Origin of the sequence: Streptomyces sp. NPDC059398 (genome assembly GCF_042751845.1) — a bacterium.
GTDB lineage: Bacteria > Actinomycetota > Actinomycetes > Streptomycetales > Streptomycetaceae > Streptomyces.
Genome location: NZ_JBHYWP010000037.1, coordinates 1 through 20,283 on the forward strand (window position 1 = coordinate 1; position 20,283 = coordinate 20,283).

General features: G+C 72.0%; 17 protein-coding genes. 10 read left to right on the plus strand and 7 right to left on the minus strand.

Features of this window, described 5'->3' with window-relative positions; all coding sequences use genetic code 11:
• Nucleotides 1-139: 139 nt before the first annotated feature.
• Both hemQ and hemG read right to left on the minus strand, forming a co-directional pair.
• Nucleotides 140-877 (minus strand): hydrogen peroxide-dependent heme synthase, encoded by a 738-nt coding sequence (hemQ, locus tag ACFXBC_RS15785; protein WP_385023838.1) that lies wholly within the window; start codon nt 875-877, stop codon nt 140-142.
• A 4-nt stretch (nt 878-881) separates the two neighbouring features.
• Nucleotides 882-2,303 carry a protoporphyrinogen oxidase gene (gene hemG, locus ACFXBC_RS15790; protein WP_385023840.1) on the minus strand — a complete coding sequence of 474 codons (1,422 nt, stop codon included), beginning with the start codon at nt 2,301-2,303 and terminating at the stop codon, nt 882-884.
• A 133-nt stretch (nt 2,304-2,436) separates the two neighbouring features.
• On the opposite strand from hemG, the gene ACFXBC_RS15795 reads away from it, so the two are divergent.
• The gene (locus ACFXBC_RS15795; RefSeq protein WP_385023842.1) at nt 2,437-3,834 is read left to right on the plus strand and encodes an FAD-dependent oxidoreductase; all 1,398 of its coding nucleotides are present in this window, start codon (nt 2,437-2,439) and stop codon (nt 3,832-3,834) included.
• Nucleotides 3,835-3,916: 82 nt separating this feature from the next.
• Here the strand turns inward: ACFXBC_RS15795 and hemE are convergent, their stop codons facing one another.
• Nucleotides 3,917-4,981 carry a uroporphyrinogen decarboxylase gene (gene hemE / locus ACFXBC_RS15800; RefSeq protein WP_385023844.1) on the minus strand — a complete coding sequence of 355 codons (1,065 nt, stop codon included), beginning with the start codon at nt 4,979-4,981 and terminating at the stop codon, nt 3,917-3,919.
• A gap of 92 nt (nt 4,982-5,073) precedes the next feature.
• On the opposite strand from hemE, the gene ACFXBC_RS15805 reads away from it, so the two are divergent.
• The 3 genes from ACFXBC_RS15805 (at nt 5,074) to ACFXBC_RS15815 (ending at nt 8,425) form a co-directional block, all read left to right on the plus strand.
• Nucleotides 5,074-5,733: a DUF3000 domain-containing protein gene (locus ACFXBC_RS15805; RefSeq protein WP_385023846.1), complete on the plus strand. Its 660-nt coding sequence runs from the start codon at nt 5,074-5,076 to the stop codon at nt 5,731-5,733.
• A gap of 633 nt (nt 5,734-6,366) precedes the next feature.
• On the plus strand, nt 6,367-7,023 hold the full coding sequence (locus ACFXBC_RS15810) for a response regulator transcription factor (protein WP_164259399.1): 657 nt from the start codon (nt 6,367-6,369) through the stop codon (nt 7,021-7,023).
• 118 nt (nt 7,024-7,141) lie between these two features.
• Entirely contained in the window at nt 7,142-8,425 is a 1,284-nt protein-coding gene (locus tag ACFXBC_RS15815; protein ID WP_385023848.1) for an HRDC domain-containing protein, read from the plus strand.
• Between the two features lie 319 nt (nt 8,426-8,744).
• On the opposite strand, the gene ACFXBC_RS15820 is transcribed toward ACFXBC_RS15815, so the two are convergent.
• Nucleotides 8,745-9,653 (minus strand): MBL fold metallo-hydrolase, encoded by a 909-nt coding sequence (locus tag ACFXBC_RS15820; RefSeq protein WP_385023850.1) that lies wholly within the window; start codon nt 9,651-9,653, stop codon nt 8,745-8,747.
• A 235-nt stretch (nt 9,654-9,888) separates the two neighbouring features.
• Between ACFXBC_RS15820 and ACFXBC_RS15825 the strand changes: the two genes are divergently transcribed.
• From ACFXBC_RS15825 to ACFXBC_RS15850, 6 genes are all read left to right on the plus strand, one after another.
• Nucleotides 9,889-10,098, plus strand: coding sequence for a hypothetical protein (locus ACFXBC_RS15825; protein ID WP_385023852.1), 210 nt, complete (start codon nt 9,889-9,891; stop codon nt 10,096-10,098).
• Complete coding sequence (locus ACFXBC_RS15830) at nt 10,085-11,476, plus strand: amidase (protein ID WP_385023854.1); 1,392 nt, start codon at nt 10,085-10,087, stop codon at nt 11,474-11,476. The genes ACFXBC_RS15825 and ACFXBC_RS15830 overlap by 14 nt, the downstream gene beginning before the upstream one ends.
• Before the next feature lie 64 nt (nt 11,477-11,540).
• The gene (locus tag ACFXBC_RS15835) at nt 11,541-12,113 is read left to right on the plus strand and encodes a TetR/AcrR family transcriptional regulator (RefSeq protein WP_385023856.1); all 573 of its coding nucleotides are present in this window, start codon (nt 11,541-11,543) and stop codon (nt 12,111-12,113) included.
• A gap of 219 nt (nt 12,114-12,332) precedes the next feature.
• Nucleotides 12,333-13,562 (plus strand): thiolase family protein, encoded by a 1,230-nt coding sequence (locus ACFXBC_RS15840; protein ID WP_385023858.1) that lies wholly within the window; start codon nt 12,333-12,335, stop codon nt 13,560-13,562.
• Complete coding sequence (locus tag ACFXBC_RS15845) at nt 13,559-15,691, plus strand: 3-hydroxyacyl-CoA dehydrogenase NAD-binding domain-containing protein (protein WP_385023860.1); 2,133 nt, start codon at nt 13,559-13,561, stop codon at nt 15,689-15,691. Before ACFXBC_RS15840 ends, ACFXBC_RS15845 begins: the two co-directional genes overlap by 4 nt.
• A 186-nt stretch (nt 15,692-15,877) precedes the next feature.
• A complete protein-coding gene (locus ACFXBC_RS15850) occupies nt 15,878-16,915 on the plus strand; it encodes a hypothetical protein (RefSeq protein WP_385023862.1) in 1,038 nt (345 codons plus the stop codon).
• 45 nt (nt 16,916-16,960) lie between these two features.
• Here the strand turns inward: ACFXBC_RS15850 and ACFXBC_RS15855 are convergent, their stop codons facing one another.
• The 3 genes from ACFXBC_RS15855 to ACFXBC_RS15865 are packed head-to-tail and all read right to left on the minus strand — an operon-like array spanning nt 16,961 to nt 20,259.
• Entirely contained in the window at nt 16,961-18,577 is a 1,617-nt protein-coding gene (locus tag ACFXBC_RS15855) for a glycosyltransferase family 2 protein (RefSeq protein ID WP_385023864.1), read from the minus strand.
• Between the two features lie 42 nt (nt 18,578-18,619).
• Nucleotides 18,620-19,444, minus strand: a complete 825-nt coding sequence (locus tag ACFXBC_RS15860) for an Ig-like domain-containing protein (protein WP_385023866.1) — start codon at nt 19,442-19,444, stop codon at nt 18,620-18,622.
• Nucleotides 19,441-20,259 carry a rhamnogalacturonan acetylesterase gene (locus tag ACFXBC_RS15865; RefSeq protein WP_385023868.1) on the minus strand — a complete coding sequence of 273 codons (819 nt, stop codon included), beginning with the start codon at nt 20,257-20,259 and terminating at the stop codon, nt 19,441-19,443. The genes ACFXBC_RS15860 and ACFXBC_RS15865 overlap by 4 nt, the downstream gene beginning before the upstream one ends.
• Between the last annotated feature and the right edge of the window lie 24 nt (nt 20,260-20,283).

Genomic DNA, 20,283 nt, shown 5'->3' on the forward strand with positions numbered 1-20,283 from the left:
GGCGGGGGCGCGGCCGCGGGCGCGCGCCACCCCCCCCCCCCCCCCCCGGCTCCGCGCGCGGTTGTCGGTGCCCAACCGGCGGCGGCCGCCCCCGCGGCCCGTTCTCTGATCTTCCGGGTCATGGACGACCGGGCTTGCCTCAGGCGAGCCCGGCCACCAGGTCGGCGACCGACTTGCGCCGGCCGGTGAAGAAGGGGACCTCTTCGCGTACGTGCATCCGAGTCTCGGAGCCCCGCAGATGACGCATCAGGTCCACGATGCGGTACAGCTCGTCGGCCTCGAAGGCGAGCAGCCACTCGTAGTCGCCGAGCGAGAAGGAGGCCACGGTGTTGGCCCGTACGTCCGGGTAGCCGCGGGCCATCCTGCCGTGCTCGGCGAGCATCCGGCGGCGGTCCTCGTCGGCCAGCAGGTACCAGTCGTAGGACCGTACGAAGGGGTACACCGAGATGTAGTCGCGGGGGGTCTCGTCGGCGAGGAACGCCGGGATGTGCGACTTGTTGAACTCGGCGGGGCGGTGCAGCGCCATGTTCGACCAGACCGGCTCGACCGCGCGGCCGAGGCGGGTGCGGCGGAAGAGGTTGTACGCGGTCTGGAGCTCGTCCGCGGTCTCAGCGTGCCACCAGATCATCAGGTCCGCGTCGGCGCGCAGCCCGGAGACGTCGTACGTGCCGCGGACGGTGATGTCCTTGGCGGCGAGCTGGTCGAACAGTTCCTGGACCTCACCGGCCACCGCGGTGCGGTCGGTGTCGCCGGGGAGCACGTCGCGCAGCTTGAAGACGGACCACAGCGTGTAGCGCACGACCTCGTTGAGGTCCTTCGCCTTCTTGCCCGCGTTCGGGGCCTTGGGGGACGTCACGGTCTCCGGTGCATCAGTCATGCCGCTATTCTCCCGCGCCGCCGGTGGTGCCCGACGCCAGGGTTGCTGTGATCTCCTTCGCAGCCCGCCCGGCGCTCGCCACACAGGCCGGGATGCCCACCCCGTCGTAGGCGGCGCCGCAGATCCGCAGCCCCGGCAGGGCGCCGACCGCCGCCCGCACCCGGGCCACCCGGGCGAGATGGCCGACCGGGTACTGGGGCAGCCCGCCGATCCACCGGGTCACCTCGGTGGCGACCGGTTTCGCCGTGAGTCCGACGGCCTCGCCCAGGTCGTGCAACGAGAGGTCCACCAGGTCGGCGTCCTCGCGGTGCAGATGCTCCTCGTCGCCGTAGCGGCCCAGCGAGGTCCGCAGCACGACGAGATCCGGGTCGGCGTCCGACCAGGCCCACTTACGGCTGGAGAAGGTGGACGCCTTGATGGCGTGGCCGTCCACGGGCGGTACGAGGAAGCCCGTCGATTCGGGGAGCCGCAGCTCCGTACGGCGGAAGGCCAGGGTGACCAGCGACATCGAGGCGTACTCGACGGCGGCCAGCTCGGCGGAGGCGGCGGGCGCCTCACCGGCCAGCAGCGCGGAGGCCGCCCAGGCGGGTACGGCGAGCACCACGGCGTCCGCGTCGAGGGTGCGGCCGCCGTCCTGTCCGCCGGTGCGGATCAGCCAGCCGTCCGGGGTGCGCCGCAGCTCCAGCGCGGGCCGGTGCAGCAGGACTTCGCCGCCCCCGGCGCGTACCGCGTCGGCCACGGCGACCGGAAGCGTGCCGATGCCGCCGTCGATGCCCATGAAGACCGGGCCGGACGCGGGAGCGGTGCGCTGCTGGAGCGAGCGCACCGCGGCGCCGAGCGTGGGGTTGCCGCGTGCGGCCTCGTAGAGCGCGGGGACGGCGGCGCGCATCGAGGTGCGGTAGACGTCGCCCGCGTAGACCCCGCCGAGCAGCGGCTCGACCAGCCGGTCGACGACCTCGCGGCCCATCCGGGCGGCCACGTACTCGCCCAGTGCGATGTCCTCGCCGATGTCGGCGGGCGGCAGCTCGGCGTCCCGGCCGATACGGCGCAGCCCCTCGTCGGAGAGCACACCGCCGAGCCCGTCCGGGCCGGCCGGTACGCCCATCACATGGCCGGTGGGCATCGGGGTCAGCGCGCCCCTGTTCCAGAGGGCGGCGCCGCTGGTGGCCGGCGGCTGGAGCGCGTCGCCCAGTCCTGCCTCACGCGCGAGGGCCACCGCCTCCGGGCGCCGGGCGAGCATCGACTCGGCGCCGAGGTCGACCCGTACGCCCTCGATCTCGCCGGTGTGGAGCTTCCCGCCGACCCGGCCCGCCCCCTCCAGGACCGTGACCCGGGCCCCGGTGCCGACCAGCCGGTGGGCTGCCGCGAGACCCGAGATCCCGCCTCCGACGACGACGACATGGGGCGTACGCGTGTCCGCATTCATGCCCCCACCCTCTCAAATCGGTTCCGGGGGTCCGACATGACGGTCCGGAACCGGCTCACCGACCGGAGAGAGGGCAGGAAGTCCGGTACGAAGAGCGGTGGACGAAGCGGTGACAGGCCCGGAGGTAGAGGCAATGGCAGTGGAACGACTAGTGGTCATCGGCGGGGACGCGGCAGGGATGGCAGCCGCATCCCAGGCCCGCAGGCTCAGGGGCCCCGATGAGCTGGAGATCATCGCCTTCGAGCGCTCTCCGTTCACCTCGTTCTCCGCGTGCGGCATCCCCTACTGGGTCGGCGGTGAGGTCGGCGAGCGGGACGATCTCGTCGCCCGCACCCCCGCTGAGCACCGCGCCCGTTCGATCGATCTGCGGATGCGGACCGAGGTGACGGAGATCGACGTCGGGGGGCAGCGGGTGCACGCCCGCGACCTGGAATCGGGGGCGGCCGGCTGGACGGCGTACGACAAGCTCGTCATCGCCACAGGAGCGCGTCCGGTGCGTCCCCCGCTGCCCGGTATCGACGCGCCGGGTGTGCACGGTGTGCAGACGCTGGGCGACGGCCAGGCCCTGATCGAGTCGCTGCGGGCGGCGTCCGGCAGCCGCGCGGTCATCGTGGGGGCCGGATACATCGGCGTCGAGATGGCGGAGGCGCTGCTGCACCGCGGGTACGAGGTGACGGTCCTGACCCGTGCCGCCCAGCCGATGTCCACGCTCGACCCGGACATGGGGAAGCTGGTCCATGACGCGATGGACGGCATGGGCATCTCCACGGTGACCGGCGCCGAGGTCACCGCCATCCGCACGGACGAGCGGGGACGGGCCCGCGCGGTCGCCACCGACGACGCCGAATACCCGGCGGACATCGTGGTCCTGGGGATCGGCGTGGAACCCCAGACCGGCCTCGCCGCCGCCGCGGGGCTGCCGCTGGGCGAGTACGGCGGGCTGCTGACCGATCTGTCGATGCGGGTGCGCGGGCACCGGAACATCTGGGCGGGCGGCGACTGCGTCGAGGTGCTCGACCTGGTCTCGGGCCGCACCCGGCACATCGCCCTCGGCACCCACGCGAACAAGCACGGCCAGATCATCGGATCGAACGTGGGCGGCGGGTACGGCACGTTTCCCGGTGTCGTCGGTACGGCGGTGAGCAAGGTCTGCGACCTGGAGATCGGCAGGACCGGACTGCGGGAGAAGGACGCGGACGCGGCCGGGCTGCGGTACGTCACGGCGACCATCGAGTCGACCCACAGCGCCGGTTACTACCCGGGCGCGGCCGTGATGACGGTGAAGATGCTCGCCGAGCTGCGGACCGGGCGGCTGCTCGGCACCCAGATCGTGGGGCGGGAGGGCGCGGCGAAGCGGGTGGACATCGCGGCCGTCGCACTCACCGCGGGGATGACGGTGGAGCAGATGGTCACGCTGGACCTGGGGTACGCGCCGCCGTTCTCACCGGTCTGGGACCCGGTGCTGGTCGCCGCGCGGAAGGCGGTCACCGAGGTGCGCCGGGCGGGGATGCAGCAGGGCGGAACCGCGTAAGCAGGAGGGACGCCAGGGCTCACGGCCCTGGGTGTGCCGAACGGTCGGGGCCGTCCGGCACACCGGGAACGGAGCTGGGCGTTCAGCGGGCCGTGTGGGTGTGGACGTACTCCACCAGCCGGGTCAGCGCGTCGGGATCGGTCGTCGGAAGGACGCCGTGGCCGAGGTTGAAGACATGGCCCTCAAGACCGGCCGCCGCGGCCAGCACCTCGTCGGCCTTGGCCGCGACGGCCTCCGGGGTGGAGAAGAGGACGGCCGGGTCGAGGTTGCCCTGGAGCGCCTTGCCGGGGCCGACCCGCCGGGCCGCCTCGTCCATCGGCACCCGCCAGTCGACGCCGACGACATCCGCGCCGGCCTCCCCCATCAGCCCGAGCAGCTCACCGGTGCCGACACCGAAGTGGATGCGCGGCACCCCGTACGGCGCCACCGCGTCGAAGACCTTCGCCGAAGCGGGCATCACCGAGCGCCGGTAGTCGGCCGGAGCGAGCGCGCCCACCCAGGAGTCGAAGAGCTGGACGGCGCTCGCACCCGCCTCGATCTGGATCCGGAGGAAGGCGGCGGTGATCCCGGCGAGCCGGTCGAGCAGCTCGGCCCAGAGCTCCGGTTCGCCGTACATCATGGCCTTGGTGTGCTCGTGGTTGCGGGACGGGCCGCCCTCCACGAGGTAGCTCGCGAGCGTGAAGGGCGCACCGGCGAACCCGATGAGCGGGGTGTTCCCCAGCTCGGCGGTGAGCATGCCCATCGCCTCGGTGACGTACCAGACGTCGGCAGGCTCAAGGTCACGCAGTTGCGCGAGGTCGGCGCGGGTGCGGACCGGCCGGGCGATCACCGGGCCGACCCCGGGCTTGATGTCGAGGTCGATCCCGATGGCCTTGAGCGGTACGACGATGTCGCTGAAGTAGATCGCGGCGTCCACCTTGTGGCGGCGGACCGGCTGGAGAGTGATCTCCGTGATCAGGTCGGGCCGCGTGCACGAGTCGAGCATCGCGATCCCCTCGCGCACCTTCAGGTACTCGGGGAGTGAGCGGCCGGCCTGCCGCATGAACCAGACAGGGGTGTGCGGCACCGGCTCACGCCTGCAGGCCTTGAGGAAGGCGGAGTCGGCTGTCGGGTTCTGGGCGCCCAGAGGGCGGTCGTTGACACTCACGCGGAGAAGTTTCGCATGTGCGGGGGAAGCCGTTTCCCCGGCCCGGGTGTCCCTCCGCACGCAACTGCGTCGTTCCGCCTAGTCTTCCCCGCATGGCTGCGGCTCAGGAACGATTTTCAGATGGCGCTGACGGTGCGAACGGCACGGAGACGGACTCCGTCCCGCCCGTCCCGCCCGAGTTCAGGCAGGCGGTCGACGCCTTGCAGTCGGCGCGCCTGCGGCCGGAGATGGAGATCGACCCGACCAAGCCGCCGCGCAAGCTCGCACCGTACGCCTACGCGCTGGAGGCCGCGGTCGTCGAGGACGACAACGACCTGGCCGACGGCAGGCTCGTCCTGCTGCACGACCCGGCCGGGCACGACGCCTGGCAGGGGTCCTTCCGGCTGGTGACACTGGTCCGCGCCGAGCTGGAACCCGAGATGGCCGCCGACCCGCTGCTGCCCGAGGTCTGCTGGTCGTGGCTGACGGGCGCGCTGCAGGGGCGCGGACTGTCGTACGGGGAGGCCAGCGGCACCGTCACACGGGCCGGTTCGCACTATTTCGGCGGCCTCGCGGAGCGCAAGCCGGCGACCCAGATCGAGATCCGGGCCTCCTGGACCCCGCGTGAGGGGCTGGGCGGGGTGCCGGACACCGGGGCACACCTGGCCGCCTGGTGCGATCTGCTCTGCCAGATCGCCGGGCTGCCGCCGGTCGGACCGCCGGACGCCGGGGTGGTCTCGCTGCCGCAGCGCCGCGGACCACGCACCCACTGAGCCGCGCCCCCACCGGACCGTCACGCCCCTGCCACCGCACCCACCGGACCGTCACGCCCCTGCCACCGCACCCGCCGGACCGCCGTGGCCCCCTCTGCCGACGCGCGCCCACCGAACCCACCGCACCCACCGCACCGCCTCGGTCCCTGCCATCCCGACTGCCGAGTCGCACCCGCCGCGCATCCACCGCCCGCCCGGCCACACCCCCGCGCTGCGCGAGCCGACCGGCTACGTGCCCACCGGCCATATGCCCACGACCCGCACGCCTGCCGAGCCCGCGCCCGTCGATCGCGCCGTGCCCACGACCCGCACGCCCTTCGATCGCGCCGTGCCGACATCCCCGTGTGCTGACGCCCCGTCGGCTACCGCGCACTACCCGAGCCCCGGCCGGGGCGCCGCCCGACGCGCCGGGCGGCGCGGCAACGGCATGAACAGCGTCTTCGTGGGACACGGGCATCTTTCGAATGATCGGTCAGGCATCCGATTTGCCCGAATTGTTACTCACTAAATCGTGATCATTCTCTAAAGGCGGGCGGGTTTGCTGCCGAAGAAGTCTGTGACCCTTCAAGCACGGTTCGCCCCGGCTCTTCCCCCGGCCGGCACTCGTTCCGCACCTTCCCCCCAGGAGGCCTGGTGTCCGTTCTCCTAGAGCAGCCCGCAAGCCTGGTCGCCTACCGCCCGAACAAGCCGACGGCCATGGTCGTCGTGGCCGACCCACGCGTCCGCTCCACCGTCACCCGCCATCTGTGGGCCCTCGGAGTACGTGACGTCATCGAGGCGTCGTCCATCGCGGAGGCCCGTCCCCGCGTCGGCAAACCACGTGACATCTGCGTGGCCGACGTCCACCTGCCCGACGGTTCCGGGCTGACCCTGCTGTCCGAGACCCGGGCCGCAGGCTGGCCCAACGGTCTGGCACTCTCCGCCGCCGACGACATCGGCGCCGTGCGCAACGCCCTCGCGGGCGGCGTCAAGGGCTATGTCGTCACCGGCACCCGCAACAACATCGGCCACCCGACCCGGCCCGGCGCCGCACCCATCGGCGCCGCCCGGATGCAGCGCCGCCCCCCGGGTACCCCGAGCCACCCGGGTGGCTACCGCGAGCTCTCCGGCCGTGAGGTCGAAGTGCTGCGGCTGGTCGCCGAAGGTCAGTCCAACAAGGCCATCGGCGTCTCCATGGGCCTCTCGGCCCTGACCGTCAAGAGCCACCTCGCCCGCATCGCACGCAAGCTCGGCACGGGCGACCGGGCCGGGATGGTCGCGGTGGCGCTCCGTACCGGAATCATCCACTGACGTGATCGATCCGACAGGGCGGACCACCGCACGCCACTGACTGGTTTCAGCCCCCTCAGCACCCGTCGACGCAGCGCAACGTCGGCGGGTGCTGTGCGTTCACCGATACCCTTGACGGGTGACCGACGCTCAAGAGACCGCAGCAGAGACAGCACTGCGAACCACTGGGGGCGCTCCCCCGGCCGACGTCGAACAGGCGCCGATCCCCTTGCTGGAGCCCCGCGAGGGCATTCCGCCGGTGGTTGCCACCGATGAAGCACTGGCCGCTGTCGTGGCCGCGTTCGCCGCGGGGACAGGGCCTGTCGCCGTCGACGCCGAGCGCGCGTCCGGCTACCGGTACGGCCAGCGCGCGTACCTGGTGCAGCTGCGCCGTGAGGGCGCGGGCAGCGCCCTCGTCGATCCGGTGGGCTGCCCCGACCTCTCCGCACTCGGCGCGGCCATCGCCGACGCCGAGTGGGTGCTGCACGCCGCCACTCAGGACCTCCCCTGCCTGCGGGAAATAGGCATGATTCCCAGCCGGATCTTCGACACCGAGCTGGCCGGGCGGCTGGCCGGATTCCCGCGGGTCGGCCTCGGCGCCATGGTCGAGAGCGTGCTGGGCTTCACGCTGGAGAAGGGCCACTCGGCGGTCGACTGGTCGACCCGCCCGCTCCCCGAGCCCTGGCTGCGCTACGCCGCGCTCGACGTGGAGCTGCTGGTCGACCTCCGGGACGCGCTGGAGGAGGAGCTGGAGGGACAGGGGAAGCTGGGCTGGGCGCTGGAGGAGTTCGAGGCCATCGCTTCGGCGCCGCCCGCCCCGCCGCGCAAGGACCCCTGGCGCCGTACGTCCGGGATGCACAAGGTGCGCAGGCGCCGTCAGATGGCGGTGGTGCGGGAGCTGTGGAACACCCGCGACGCGGTGGCGCAGCGGCGCGACGTCTCCCCCGGGAAGGTCCTCGGTGACGGCGCCATCGTCGAGGCGGCGCTCGGTCTCCCGGCGAATCTCCAGGAGCTCACCGCACTGCCGGGTTTCGGCCACCGCATGGGCAAGCGCCAGCTGGAGCAGTGGCAGGCCGCTGTCGACCGGGCGAAGGCGCTCCCCGACACCGCGCTCCCGCAGCCGGGCCAGCAGGTGGCAGGCCCGCCGCCGCCCCGCGCCTGGGCGGACAAGGACCCGGCCGCCGCCGCCCGGCTCTCCGCTGCGCGCGCGGCCGTTTCGGCACTCGCCGATGAGCTGAACATGCCACAGGAGAATCTGATGACCCCGGACACCGTGCGCCGGGTGTGCTGGGAGCCGCCGCGGGAGCGGACAGTGGAGTCGGTCTCGGCCGTGCTGGCCGGGCTGGGTGCCCGTCGCTGGCAGATCGAGCAGGTCGCTCCGCTGCTGACCGCCGCGGTCCAGGACCCGCCGGCCCGGAGCTGACAACCCGGGTCTGCGACGGCCCCGCCGCAGACCCGGACATCCCCGACGGCCATCCGGCCGTCCAGGGACCGGCCACCGACGGATTCGACCCCGATCCCAGGACACGCGTCTCCAGGGCTTCACCTGGTCAAGTCCGGACAAGTGGAGCGGACCACCCGATCTCTCCGGCGCGAAGACGGCAGGACAACCGCTGGACAACCGCTATTTCTGGCCGAATTCCAGGGCGGGTCCGTCCGGCCTCCGGGGCGCGGTGCCGCGCTGCTGTACGGACGGCACGGCACACCACGGGAGCCATGACCGGCGGGGAGAAGCGGACCGGTCAGGCCGGGGGGACGGGTGAGAGGCGATAGGCGTCCCCGTGGGTGATCACGCGGCCCGCGGTGGGTGGCGGGAAGTGGGTGCCCAGGACGAGGGTGCCGGTACCGGCGAGTGAGCCCAGCAGTTCGCGGCGGGTGGCCTCGGACTGTTGAGGGTCGATGTCGACGCAGCTGCCGATGGCGGGGTGGGCGAACTGGACGGGGTGGTGGACGCAGTCGCCGGTGATCAGCGCCGTCTCGCCGCGACTGGTCAGCTCGACGGCGATATGGCCGGGGGTGTGGCCAGGGGTGGGCAGCAGGCGCACCCCGGGGGCGATCTCGGCGGGGACGTCGACGAGGTCGAGCAGTCCTGCCTCCTCCACGGGGATGACGGAGTCCTCGAACATCTGCCGACGTGACTCGTCCATGTCGTAACCGGCCCAGAACTGCCGCTCGGTCCGAGAGGTGACATAGCGGGCGTGGGGGAAGGTGGGGACCCAACGGCCGTTCACCTCCTGGGTGTTCCAGCCGACGTGGTCGGTGTGCAGGTGGGTGAGGACGACCAGGTCGACGGAGTCGGGGGGAAATCCCGCGGCGGTGAGGCGCTCGGGGTAGCCGGTCCGGAGACGGTGCCATGCCGGGTTCGCACGCGTCTTGCCGTTGCCGATGCCGGTGTCGACGAGGATGCGCAGACCGCCCGCCTCGAACGCGAAGCTGTGGCTGTCGATGTGCAGGATGCCGTCGTGGTCCGCGAAGTCGGGGCGCAGCCAACGCTGTGGTGAGACCACGTCAGCGGTGGCGGCGGGCAGCAGCCAGGATCCGGTCGCGGGCGGCAGGGGGACCTCGTCGATGCGGTGGACCGTGACCTCACCCACCGGCCAGGAGGGGGCGGGCGCGGGAACGGTGGACTCGTCGGCCGGTGAAGTGTGCATGGCGGGTGGTTCCTTTCGTTCGCCGGATGCCGTCGGGCGGGCCGCCGGAGGCGTTGTCCGCGGGTTGCCCGCAAAGCGCCGGACGGGAGGGACAGAGGACACCCTCCCCGTAACGCGAAATATTTGCTTTAACGCACCGTAGACCCTACAGTCAGCTAAAGCAAAACTTTAGCTTTTATGGTGTGGTCACCGAACCAGCCCCACCGCTTCCAGCCTGTTCAGGGAGAGAACACCCATGTCCGCAGACGCACTCGCACCGACGGAAGCGGCCCGCCTCGCCGCCCGCGCCGGACTGCCGTTGGAGGACGCCCGCCATGCCGGGGTCGCGGCGGTCGCCGATCACATCCACTCCGTCGTCTCCGTCCTGCGGGAACTGGACTTCGGTGACACCCCGCCCGCCTTCGCCTACCGCGCGGGAGAGGAGCAGCACGATGGAGCTGTCTGAACTGTCCCTCGCGGCGGGCGCGGACGCGATACGGGAGCGCCGGGTGTCACCCGTCGAGCTGGTGGATTCGGTGCTCGACCGCATCGAGCGGGTGGACCCGGCGCTCGGGGCCTATGTCACGGTCACGGCGGAACGGGCGCGGCTGGCGGCGCTCGACGCCGAGCGCGAGGCCGCGGCCGGCCGTTTCCGGGGGCCGCTGCACGGAATCCCGATGGGGCTGAAGGACCTCATCGATGTCGCCGGCACGGCGACCACGGCCAGCTCCCGGGTCCGGGCCGGCCATCGCGCGACCGCCGACAGCACGGTCGCCTCGCGCCTGACGGCGGCGGGCGCGGTCCTCGTCGGCAAGACCCACACCCATGAGTTCGCCTACGGGCTGACCACACCGCAGACCCACAACGCCCGGGACCGGGGACGGGTCGCCGGCGGCTCCAGCGGCGGGTCGGCCGTCGCGGTCGCGGCGGGAACCGCGACCTTCGCCCTGGGCACCGACACCGGCGGCTCGATCCGGGTACCCGCCGCGCTCAACGGGGTCGTCGGCCTCAAGCCGACCTACGGCCTCGTGCCCCGCCACGGTGTGACCTCGCTGTCCTGGTCGCTGGACCACGTCGGCCCCCTCACCCGCACCGTCGAGGACGCGGCCCTGGTGATGTGCGCCCTGGCCGGGCACGACCCACGCGACCCCGCCAGTCTGGCGCTGCCCGGCCTGGACTACGGACCACCTCCCGCAACGGACCTCGCGGGGCTGCGTGTCGGGGTGCCGCGCAACTTCTACTTCGACCACGTCGACCCGGAGGTGGAGGCCGTGGTCCGCCGCGCCATCGGCCGGCTGGAGGGCCTCGGCGCTCAGCTCGTCGAGGTCGAGATCCCGATGACGCGCTATGTCCGGGCGACACACTGGGGCCTGATGGTCCCGGAGGCCAGCGCCTATCACGAACAGACCCTGCGCGCGGTCCCGGAACTGTACGGGGCGGACGTCCGCGCCCTCCTCGAAGCCGGCGAACTGATGCCCGTAGGGGACTACTTGCGTGCCCAGCGGGCTCGGACGCTGATGCGGCAGGAGTGGGAGCGCATGCTGGACGAGGTGGATGTGATCGCCGCCCCGTCCGTCCCGGCGACCGCGGTACCGGCCGGCCAGTCGACGATCACCTGGTCCGACGGCACGGTGGAGAACGTGTCCGACGCCTATGTACGCCTCTCCGCCCCGGCCAACATCACCGGTGTGCCCGCGCTCTCCGTACCGGCCGGCCACGACGCGGCGGGCCTGCCGATCGGCATGCAACTGCTCGGCAGGCCCTTCGGGGAGGCGGCGCTCCTGCGGGTGGGTCACTCCTACGAACGGACGGCGCCCGCCCGCGTGCCCGCTCCGGTGCTCTGAGACGGGCACGGGCCGGCCCGGCCGCACCGCTCCAGACGCAATCGGTTTGCTTTAAGGTGGCGCCATGAGCCGCAGACAGATGGTGCGTCCCGGCGGGCGCAGCGCCCGGGTCCAGGCATCGGTGCACGCCGCGGTACGTGAACTGGAGTCCGAGAAGGGCAGGGACGCCCTGACGGTGCCGCTGGTCGCCCAGCGTGCGGGAGTCACCCCATCGACGATCTACCGCCGCTGGGGCGACCTCCAGGAACTCCTCTCGGACGTCGCGGTGGAACGTCTGCGCCCCGACACCGCTCCGGGGGAGCACGGTGACCTGGCGTCCGATCTGACGGTCTGGGCCGAGCAGTTCCGCGACGAGATGGCCTCCCCCGCGGGTCGCGCCTACATCCGCGACGCGCTGCTCGGCGATCCGGACGGCAGCAACTCCGGCCAGTGCTCGGCCTACGCGGCCGAGCAGATCGGCATCATCCTCAGCCGCGCGGCCGACCGGGACGAAGACGCACCCGATGTCGAGACGGTCATCGACCGCGTCGTCGCCCCGCTGATGTACCGCATCCTCTTCCGCCCGGACGGCCTCGACGCGGCTTACGCGCGCCGGCTCATGGCAGGGGTTCTCGACGGGGGCGCCGCGCCCCGCTGACCGCACGCGGCGGAAGCGGTCCCGGGCCGCGGGGGTGACGAACGGCCCCGCCCGCGCCGATACCGCCGCTCCACGTCCGGGCCCACCGGTGTGTGACCTTCGACGCTCCCGGGCCAAGGACTGGGCAGCATGGTTACCCGTGGGTAGCATGGCCTTGCGCAGCGCGCCCCGGCGTGCCCGCAGCAGCAGTGCCATCCCGCACCCTGGAGGAGAGCTCTCGTGCCTCGTACCATCCGGGACGTCGTCTTCGTCGACGGCGTCCGCACCCCGTTCGGCAAGGCGGGCCCGAAGGGCATCTACCACGAGACCCGCGCCGACGATCTCGTCGTGAAGGCGATCCGGGAGCTGCTGCGCCGCAACCCGGATCTCGACCCCGCCAAGATCGACGAGGTGGCCATCGCGGCGACCACACAGATCGGCGACCAGGGCCTGACCCTCGGGCGCACCGCGGGCATCCTGGCCGGGCTGCCGCAGTCGGTGCCCGGCTTCTCCGTCGACCGTATGTGCGCGGGCGCGATGACGGCCGTGACGGCGACCGCCGGCTCGATCGCCTTCGGCGCGTACGACATCGTCCTCGCGGGCGGTGTCGAGCACATGGGACGCCACCCGATGGGCGAGGGCGTCGACCCGAACCCCCGGTTCGTCTCCGAGAAGCTGGTCGACGAGTCCGCCCTCTTCATGGGGATGACGGCGGAGAACCTGCACGACCGCTACCCCACGATCACCAAGCAGCGCGCCGACGAGTACGCGGTGCGTTCGCAGGAGAAGGCCGCCAAGGCGTACGCCAACGGCAAGATCCAGCAGGACCTGGTGCCGGTATCGGTCCGCAACACCAACGCCGAGGCCGGCGAGACCGGCTGGGGCCTCGCCACCGCCGACGAGCCGATGCGACCCGGCACCAGCCTGGAGTCGCTCGCCGGGCTCAAGACGCCGTTCCGGGCGCACGGCCGGGTCACCGCGGGCAACGCCGCAGGGCTCAACGACGGTGCCACCGCCTCGCTGATCGCGTCCGAGGAGACCGCGCGCGAGCTCGGGCTGCCGGTCAGGATGCGCCTGGTGTCGTACGCGTACGCGGGTGTAGAGCCCGAGGTCATGGGGTACGGCCCGATCCCGTCGACCGAGAAGGCCCTCGCCAAGGCGGGTCTCTCCATCGACGACATCGGTCTCTTCGAGATCAATGAGGCCTTTGCCGTGCAGGTGCTCGCGTTCCTGGAGCACTACGGCATCGCCGACGACGACGCGCGCGTCAACCAGTACGGCGGCGCCATCGCCTTCGGCCACCCCCTCGCCTCCTCCGGAGTGCGTCTGATGACGCAGCTGGCGCGGCAGTTCGAGGAGCACCCGCAGGTCCGCTACGGACTGACCACCATGTGCGTCGGCTTCGGCATGGGCGCATCGGTCATCTGGGAGAACCCCCACTTCGACACCACAGCCGGAGGCACCAAGTGAGCACCACCACCTCCGATCTCCTGAAGGGCGCGGCCGAGCTGTTCCCCGACGAGGTCGTCACCCAGGCACAGGTGCGCCACCTCGATCTGCCGGGCGGCGCGGGCAGGTTCGCGCTGATCACGCTCGACAACGGCCTGGACCACACCAAGCCGACCACCTTCGGCCCGCAGTCGCTGGCCAACCTCGACGCCGCCATCGACCAGGTCGAGAAGGAGGCGGCCGAGGGCACGATCACCGGTGTCGGCATCACCGGCAAGCCGTTCATCTTCGCGGTCGGCGCCGACCTCAAGGGCGTCGAGCTGCTGAAGACCCACTCGGACGCGCTCGCCATCGGCAAGGGCGGCCACGACGTCTTCAAGCGGCTCTCCACACTGGCCGTTCCCACCTTCGCGTACTACAACGGCGCGGCGATGGGCGGTGGCGTGGAGGTCGGACTGCACTGCGCCTACCGCACGGTGACCAAGTCGCTGCCCGCCTTCTCGCTGCCCGAGGTCTTCCTCGGCCTGGTGCCCGGCTGGGGCGGCTGCGCGCTGCTCCCCAACCTGATCGGCGCGGACCGCGCGGTCTCGGTCATCATCGAGAACTCGCTGAACCAGAACCGGCAGTTGAAGGGCGCGCAGGTCCACGAGCTGGGGATCGCCGACGCGATCTTCGAGGGCGCCGACTTCCTGGAGCAGTCGCTGATCTGGACCTCGGCGGTCCTGCGCGGTGAGATCGAGGTCGTACGCCCGGAGATCGACCGCGGCGAAGCCTGGGACGCCGCGGTCGCACGCGGCCGGGCCATCGCGGACTCCAAGGTGCACGGCGCGGCCCCGGCCGCCTACCGGGCGCTGGACATCATCGCCGCCGCCAAGGACGGTGACCTGGAGCAGGGCTTCGACTCGGAGAACGTGGCCCTCGCCGACCTGATCATGGGCGGTGAACTGCGCAGCGGTATCTACGCGTTCAACCTGGTCCAGAAGCGTGCCAAGCGCCCGGCCGGCGCCCCGGACAAGAACCTGGCCCGCCCGGTCACCAAGGTCGGTGTCGTCGGCGCCGGTCTGATGGCCTCGCAGCTGGCGCTGCTCTTCCTGCGCCGCCTCGAAGTGCCGGTGGTGCTCACCGACATCGACCAGGAGCGCGTCGACAAGGGCGTGGGCTATGTGCACGCCGAGATCGACAAGCTGCTGCTGAAGTCCCGTATCAACCAGGACAAGGCCAACCGTCTCAAGGCCCTGGTGAGCGGTGTGCTCGACAAGGCCGAGGGCTTCGCGGACGCCGACTTCGTCATCGAGGCGGTCTTCGAGGAGATCGGCGTCAAGCAGCAGGTGTTCGCCGAGGTCGAGGCGGTCGCCCCGGCGCACGCGATCCTGGCCACCAACACCTCCTCGCTCTCGGTCTCGGAGATGGCGTCGAAGCTGAAGCACCCCGAGCGGGTCGTCGGCTTCCACTTCTTCAACCCGGTCGCGATCCTGCCGCTGCTGGAGATCGTGCGCGGTGAGCAGACCGACGACGCCTCGCTGGCCACGGCGTTCGGTGTGGCGCGGAAGCTGAAGAAGACCGCGGTGCTGGTGAAGGACGCCCCGGCGTTCGTCGTCAACCGCATCCTCACCCGCTTCATGGGCGAGATCCAGAACGTCATCGACGAGGGCACCCCGGTCGAGGTGGCCGAGAAGGCCGTGGAGCCGCTCGGTCTGCCGATGTCCCCGCTGGTGCTGCTGGAGCTGGTCGGCCCGGCCATCGGTCTGCATGTCTCGGAGACCCTGCACCGCGCCTTCCCCGAGCGCTTCACCGTCTCGGAGAACCTGGCCGCCGTCGTCAAGGCGGGCAAGCGCGGCTTCTACGTCCACGAGTCGGGCAAGCCCGAGCTGGACCCGGAGGTCGTCGCACTCCTCAAGCAGGGCACTTCGGTGCTCTCCGAGGAGCAGACCCGGGACCGGGTGCTGGACGCGGTGGCGCAGGAGATCGGTCTGATGCTGGAGGAGGGTGTCGTCGCCGAGGCGCAGGACATCGACCTCTGCCTGATCACCGGCGCCGGCTGGCCCTTCCACCTGGGCGGCATCACGCCGTACCTGGACCGTGAGGGTGTGTCGCAGCGGGTGAACGGCAAGCCGTTCCTGGCGAAGGGCGTGGCGAGCGTTCCGGCCTGACCCGGGAGCCCGCGCGCCGGGAGCCCTGGTGTCTGCGTGTGTGTGCCCGTCCCGGTGATTCCGGGGCGGGCACACGCCGTTGAGGTCCGGCCGTGGTGGTATGACAAAATGGTCTTTTCCCCGGGTTCGTGGGAGTGACAGGCCGGCTGTCTGCCGGACGGCGGATGCCGGGGAGCGGAACGGTTCGTGGAAAGACACCGGAAGTACTCGCGCAGGACCGCGCTGTGGGCGGGCGTATCGGCGGCGGCAGCGGCCGGCGGTGTGGCCGGCGGCCTGTGGTTCACGGAGCAGCGGACGGACGGCCGGGACGGCGCCTCCGAGCCGGCCGGCCGCTCGCAGATCCTGGCCCCCACCGCGCTCCACCAGACCACGGTCCCCCAGTCGTTCGCCTTCGACGACAGCAGGGGCGACATCTACGCCGTCCAGCTGGTCCAGGGCGGGGTGCGGCTGCCCGGTGAGCCGCGCCGGCTGACGAGCGCGGAGCGGAACAGGCGCGGCGACCTCTGTGTGACGCGGCTCTCCGCTGGCGGGCGGACCCTCGGCCATATGTTCCTGCGCGGCTTCGGCCACGGTGTCTCGCTCGGCGTCGAGCCGTCCGCATCCGGCGTCTTCCTCTGGACGGAGTCGCAGGCCCATCCCGATACCGGGTACGGCCTCGCCATCAGCCGGTTCGCCTTCCGGCACGCCGCGGTCCTCGACAGCGGCCACCCCGGTCTGCGGCACCACCGTCCGGTCCCCGGCTCCCTGGCCAACCAGCCCAGCGTCGACAACGCCACGCGCCGGGTGATGGTGAGCTACTGGACGGTGGCGGCGGGCGGCGTGCGGCAGCAGTGGTACGCGGTGTACGGCATGGACGCCTTCCTCGCGGGCCGCTACGAACCGCTGCACACCGCGCCCCAGCGGGGACGGAGCACGGCCGAGACCTTCCAGGGCTGCGTGCTCTACGGTGACCGGGTGTACCAGCTCGCGGGCAACGCGTACACACCGTCATCCGGCGCCAACCCGCAGATCTCCGGCGGCAATACCCGGGTCACCGCGGTCGATCTGCGCGGCGGCCGGCCCCCGGCCCCGCGCCGGATCACCGCCGGGGCCGGTCTCGCCTACCGGGAGCCGGAAGGGCTCGCCGTCAGGCGGCGGGAAGGCGGCCCTGAGCTCTGTGTGGGCTTCGCGACCGGCGGCTCGCGGGCCAGGATGCTGGCGATCCACACGTGCGGCCGGGTGTGAGGACCGTACGGCACCGTCACCGGGGCAGCCGGTACGGCGGGGCCGTCACTGCGGGAGCGGGCGCCTCGCGGAGACCTCGGCGGTGAGGTTGCCGGCCTTCGTCGCGTAGAGGTGGCAGACCGTCTCCAGGCCCGAGGCGTCGGCCCCGCCGACCACGACCCCCTGCCTGGTGCGGTCGGTGACCGTGTCCGCGCGGACCCCGCCGAGCCGTACCTCCTTGCCGACGCCCTGGTAGGAGACGTGGAGGAACAGGTCCCACAGGCCGGGTGCGACGGGCTGGTAGCCGTCGGCGGCCGACAGGTCGAGCCGTGCCTCGAACCCGGCCTGTGCCCGGTCGGCGCGGGTCGCAGCGTCGAGCTTGGGGGTGGGTGTGGTGTAGACGCGGAAGCGGTACTCGGCGCCGCTCGCGCGCTCGCGCAGCACCACGCGGACGGCCGGGTCGCGGGTGGACAACTGCTCGATGTAGCAGTGGCCCTGCACCTTGAGCACGGTGCCCGACCAGCTCAGTCCGGTCAGCCGGTGTTTGGCCCGCAGGGTCTGGGTGATCTCGAAGTACGCGTCGGGCAGGCCGGCTTCGGGATCCCGGAAGAAGGGGTACCGGCGGTAGGCCCGCCCGTGCTCGACGAACAGCGCGGCCTTCTCCTTGCCCTGCTCGAACGCGATCATCCGCTCGGCCTCCGCGAACAGGCCCCGGCGGATCAGCTCCAGGCGCACCGAGAGCGGCCGGGGCAGTCTGCGGAAGACGTCGGGGCCCGCGTGGAGGTCGAGCAGTCCGCGGCACTCGCTGAGCGCGGACCGGCGCAACTCCTGGTCCTCGCAGGCCAGATAGGTGGCGCCGGTGGCCTTGCCGAGTTCCAGCTCGAAGTGGCGGGCGAGCAGCTGGTCCCGGAGCGGGCCCGGCTGGACCCGCTCGGTGACGAGGGCGACCATCCGGCGGGTGAGCGCCATCCGGTCGGCGAGTGAGCCGCTGAACCGGGAGGTGTTCACGCCGGGGACCCGGCGGGCCTGCTCGACACAGACCTGGTCGGCGACGACGGAGATCCGGTCCGCGTACAGATAGGCGAGCGCGGTGAACGCCTGGTCGTCGCCGAGTGACCAGTCCTCGGGGAAGCGCAGCCCGCACCGGTCGACCAGCGAGCGGCGGAAGAGCTTGTCGGCGCTCAGCGACCAGTAGACCCGCGAGGTGGCGAGGTCGGCGTCGGCCGCGCTCCGGGTGAACATGGATGTGCCGACCTTCTGGCCGTCCAGGCCCGCCACCTTGCCCAGGACGACATCGGCGTCGTTCTCGTCGGCCGCCCGCACCATGCTCCTGAGCGCGCCGGGGGCCAGCCGGTCGGTACCGCTGAGGAAGAGGAGATGGCGTCCGGCCGACTGCTCGATGCCCGCGTTGCGTGCCTGGGCCGGGGTGTCCGAAGGGGTGGGCGCGGACGAGCACTTCAGCGCCGGGTGGCGGGCCGCCCACTGCTGGAGCACCTCGCGGGTGCCGTCCCGGGAGCCGCGGTCGAGGACCAGTACCTCCACCAGGAATCCGTCGTCGCCCTGGGCCAGCAGCGATTCCAGACAGCCGCCGATCTGGCCCGCGGCATCGGCCACGTCGACGACCACGCTGACGTCGGGCTGTTCCTTGGGGTGGAGAGAGACGGGGTTCACGACGCTGATCACCAGACTTCATTGCGTACGGGGGCGGTGCGGGCGGTCCGCGGGTCAGCCGGGGAGCGGTGCGCCCTCGTGGGGCCAGGGCAGCGAGCCGTGGATCTTCGGCTGGTTCCAGGGCGCGTGCGCGGTGGTGCCCGCCCCGTTGAGGGCGGGCGGGGTCAACAGCCCCGGGGTCTCGGAGAGATCACCGATGTGGATGACCACCCGGCCCTCGGCCCGCTCCCCCGACGGCGCCTGCACGGCGTACTGGAAGTGGTCGTAGCCCGCCGCCCCGGGGGCCGCCTGGAAGGCCAGCAGGCCCTCCTGGGTGACGGTCACATGGCCGGAGCGCGGCTGGGTGTGGCCGACCACGACCGTGCCCTGCGGAAGTCCGTCCCGTACGTCGACCAGCGCGGGCTCGTACCCGGGCCCGGCGACGTTCAGGGCGCGGCCCGGGGCGGAGAAGCCCCTGATCCGTACTCCCTGGTCGGCCAGTGGTTCGGTGCGCAGCACCTTGCGGGGGTCCCGGCCGGGGATGGCGGCGGCGACCGCGGGGCGCAGCGCGTGTTCGGCGGTGCCCTGGCGGATCTGCAGGGTCAGGACGGCTGTCCCGGTTCCGCCGCCGTCGGCGCGGACCCGGTAGTGGCGCAGCAGCGAGGAGTACTCGGCGCCGTGGGCCGCCACCACGTCGGCGGCCCCGGCGAAGGAGTCCTCGGCGAGATAGCCGTAGGCGTGTGCGACACCCGGTCCCGCCTGGACCGTCAGGGCGATCCGGACGGTCTGTCCGGGTGCGACGGAGGTCAGCGGGTGCGCCTCGCAGTGCACGGCCGCCTGTGTCGCGCTGTCGGGGAAGCCCGGTTCCTGGATGCGGACCACGCCGAGGAGGAAGGTCACCGTCCCGCTCCGATCCGTGCCTCGGCGGGCACCTGCGCCACTCGTTCCTTGGTCAGCCGGTTGAATGTCGCGGTGTCCAGCCAGCCCATCTCGTCGGTGGTGAAGTCGGACCGGTCGAGGCTGTGCACCCAGGACGGGGGGACGAGTCCCTGGTCCCGCAGGGCACGGGCGATGAAGCGCGCGCACTCCACCGCGGCCTCGGGGCGCAGATGGGTGTCGTCCGCGCCCTTGAGATTGGCGCGGGGGTTCTCGTGCGGCCGCAGATGGGCGAAGACCTCTCTCGCCGCCTCCCCGCCGATCTCCTCCCACCAGGCCAGACTCTGCGCGTAGAGATCGACGAGCGGGGCGGACAGCTCCTGTGCGACCTCCCGCATGGCCATCGGATAGGTCCGCAGGAAGCGCCGGAGGTTGCCGTACGCGTCGAACTTGCGGCGCTCGTGGGTGAGGACGAGCACGGGGTGGGCCTGCGCCTCCCTGGTGAGGTGCACCATCTGCCGCAGGTACTGCTGGTACGCCTCGAAGGGCTCGGTGTGCAGGCCCGCCTCCGGCTCCCAGTCGACCTGGCCGAAGCTGATGAGTACATAGTCGCCCGGGGCGGCCTGTCCGAGGATCCACTGGAAGCGGCCCCGGTCGTAGAAGCTCTTGGAACTCGCCTTCGCCCGTGCGCAGTTGACCACTTCCACCGCGGCCGGGGTGAGGAACAGCGGGAGCGTCTGCCCCCAGCCGGCCATCGGAAGGTAGTCGACGGAGCGCGTCACCACCGTGGAATCGCCCGTGACGAACATCCGCCTGCGGGGCATCTCCTGCCCGTACATCGCCGTACCCTCCATCAGATCGTG

What these genes read in the sequence shown, in the direction of transcription:
- ACFXBC_RS15865 (WP_385023868.1), bottom strand. Translation starts at nt 20,259, where the DNA reads ATGTACGGGCAGGAGATGCCCCGCAGGCGGATGTTCGTCACGGGCGAT.
- hemG (WP_385023840.1), bottom strand. Translation starts at nt 2,303, where the DNA reads ATGAATGCGGACACGCGTACGCCCCATGTCGTCGTCGTCGGAGGCGGG.
- ACFXBC_RS15805 (WP_385023846.1), top strand. Translation starts at nt 5,074, where the DNA reads ATGGCTGCGGCTCAGGAACGATTTTCAGATGGCGCTGACGGTGCGAAC.
- hemQ (WP_385023838.1), bottom strand. Translation starts at nt 877, where the DNA reads ATGACTGATGCACCGGAGACCGTGACGTCCCCCAAGGCCCCGAACGCG.
- ACFXBC_RS15795 (WP_385023842.1), top strand. Translation starts at nt 2,437, where the DNA reads ATGGCAGTGGAACGACTAGTGGTCATCGGCGGGGACGCGGCAGGGATG.
- ACFXBC_RS15830 (WP_385023854.1), top strand. Translation starts at nt 10,085, where the DNA reads ATGGAGCTGTCTGAACTGTCCCTCGCGGCGGGCGCGGACGCGATACGG.
- ACFXBC_RS15825 (WP_385023852.1), top strand. Translation starts at nt 9,889, where the DNA reads ATGTCCGCAGACGCACTCGCACCGACGGAAGCGGCCCGCCTCGCCGCC.
- ACFXBC_RS15835 (WP_385023856.1), top strand. Translation starts at nt 11,541, where the DNA reads ATGAGCCGCAGACAGATGGTGCGTCCCGGCGGGCGCAGCGCCCGGGTC.
- ACFXBC_RS15820 (WP_385023850.1), bottom strand. Translation starts at nt 9,653, where the DNA reads ATGCACACTTCACCGGCCGACGAGTCCACCGTTCCCGCGCCCGCCCCC.